We start from the raw sequence: 565 nt of genomic DNA, 5'->3' as shown, positions 1-565 counted from the left end.
CGCTCGCGGCGACGGTGCCCGCGCGCGCGATCGCGGCCGTCCAGTCCGCGCCGAAGCGCGTCGTCGTGATCGGCGGCGCGCTCGCGGAAACGGCCTTCGCACTCGGCGGCGAGCACGCGCGCGGCTACCGGCTCGTCGGCGCGGACACCACGTGCACGTATCCGGAGGCCGCGAAGCGCTTGCCGAAGGTCGGCTATCAGCGCGCGCTGTCGGCCGAAGGTTTGCTGTCGTTGCGGCCCGATCTCGTGCTCGCGTCGGCGGAAGCCGGTCCGCCGGCCGCGATCGCGCAAGTCGCGCGCGCAGGCGTCGCGGTGCAGACCTTCGACGAGCATCACGATGCCGAATCGGTACGCGCGAAGATCGCCGGCATCGCGCAGGCGTTCGACATGCGCGATGCCGGCGTCGCGCTGCTGCGGCAGTTCGACCGCGACTGGCAGGCCGCGCGCGCTACCGTCGCCGCGCACGTGCCGGGCGGCGCGCAGCCGCCGCGCGTGCTGTTCGTGCTCAATCACACCGGCAACCAGGCGCTCGTCGCCGGCCGGCGCACGGCGGCCGACGCGATGAT

1 protein-coding gene is annotated in these 565 nt (G+C 74.3%); it reads left to right on the top strand.

What is annotated here, in order from left to right; all coding sequences use genetic code 11:
- Window positions 1–565: heme/hemin ABC transporter substrate-binding protein (locus HMPREF3115_RS00750; RefSeq protein ID WP_371089346.1), on the top strand; the 565-nt coding region annotated here is incomplete at both ends.

The sequence above is a fragment of the Burkholderia sp. HMSC10F09 genome (genome assembly GCF_001806955.1).
Lineage (GTDB): Bacteria > Pseudomonadota > Gammaproteobacteria > Burkholderiales > Burkholderiaceae > Burkholderia > Burkholderia multivorans.
Note: the sequence above shows the minus strand (reverse complement) of the source record. Positions and strands in the feature narration are given on the sequence as shown.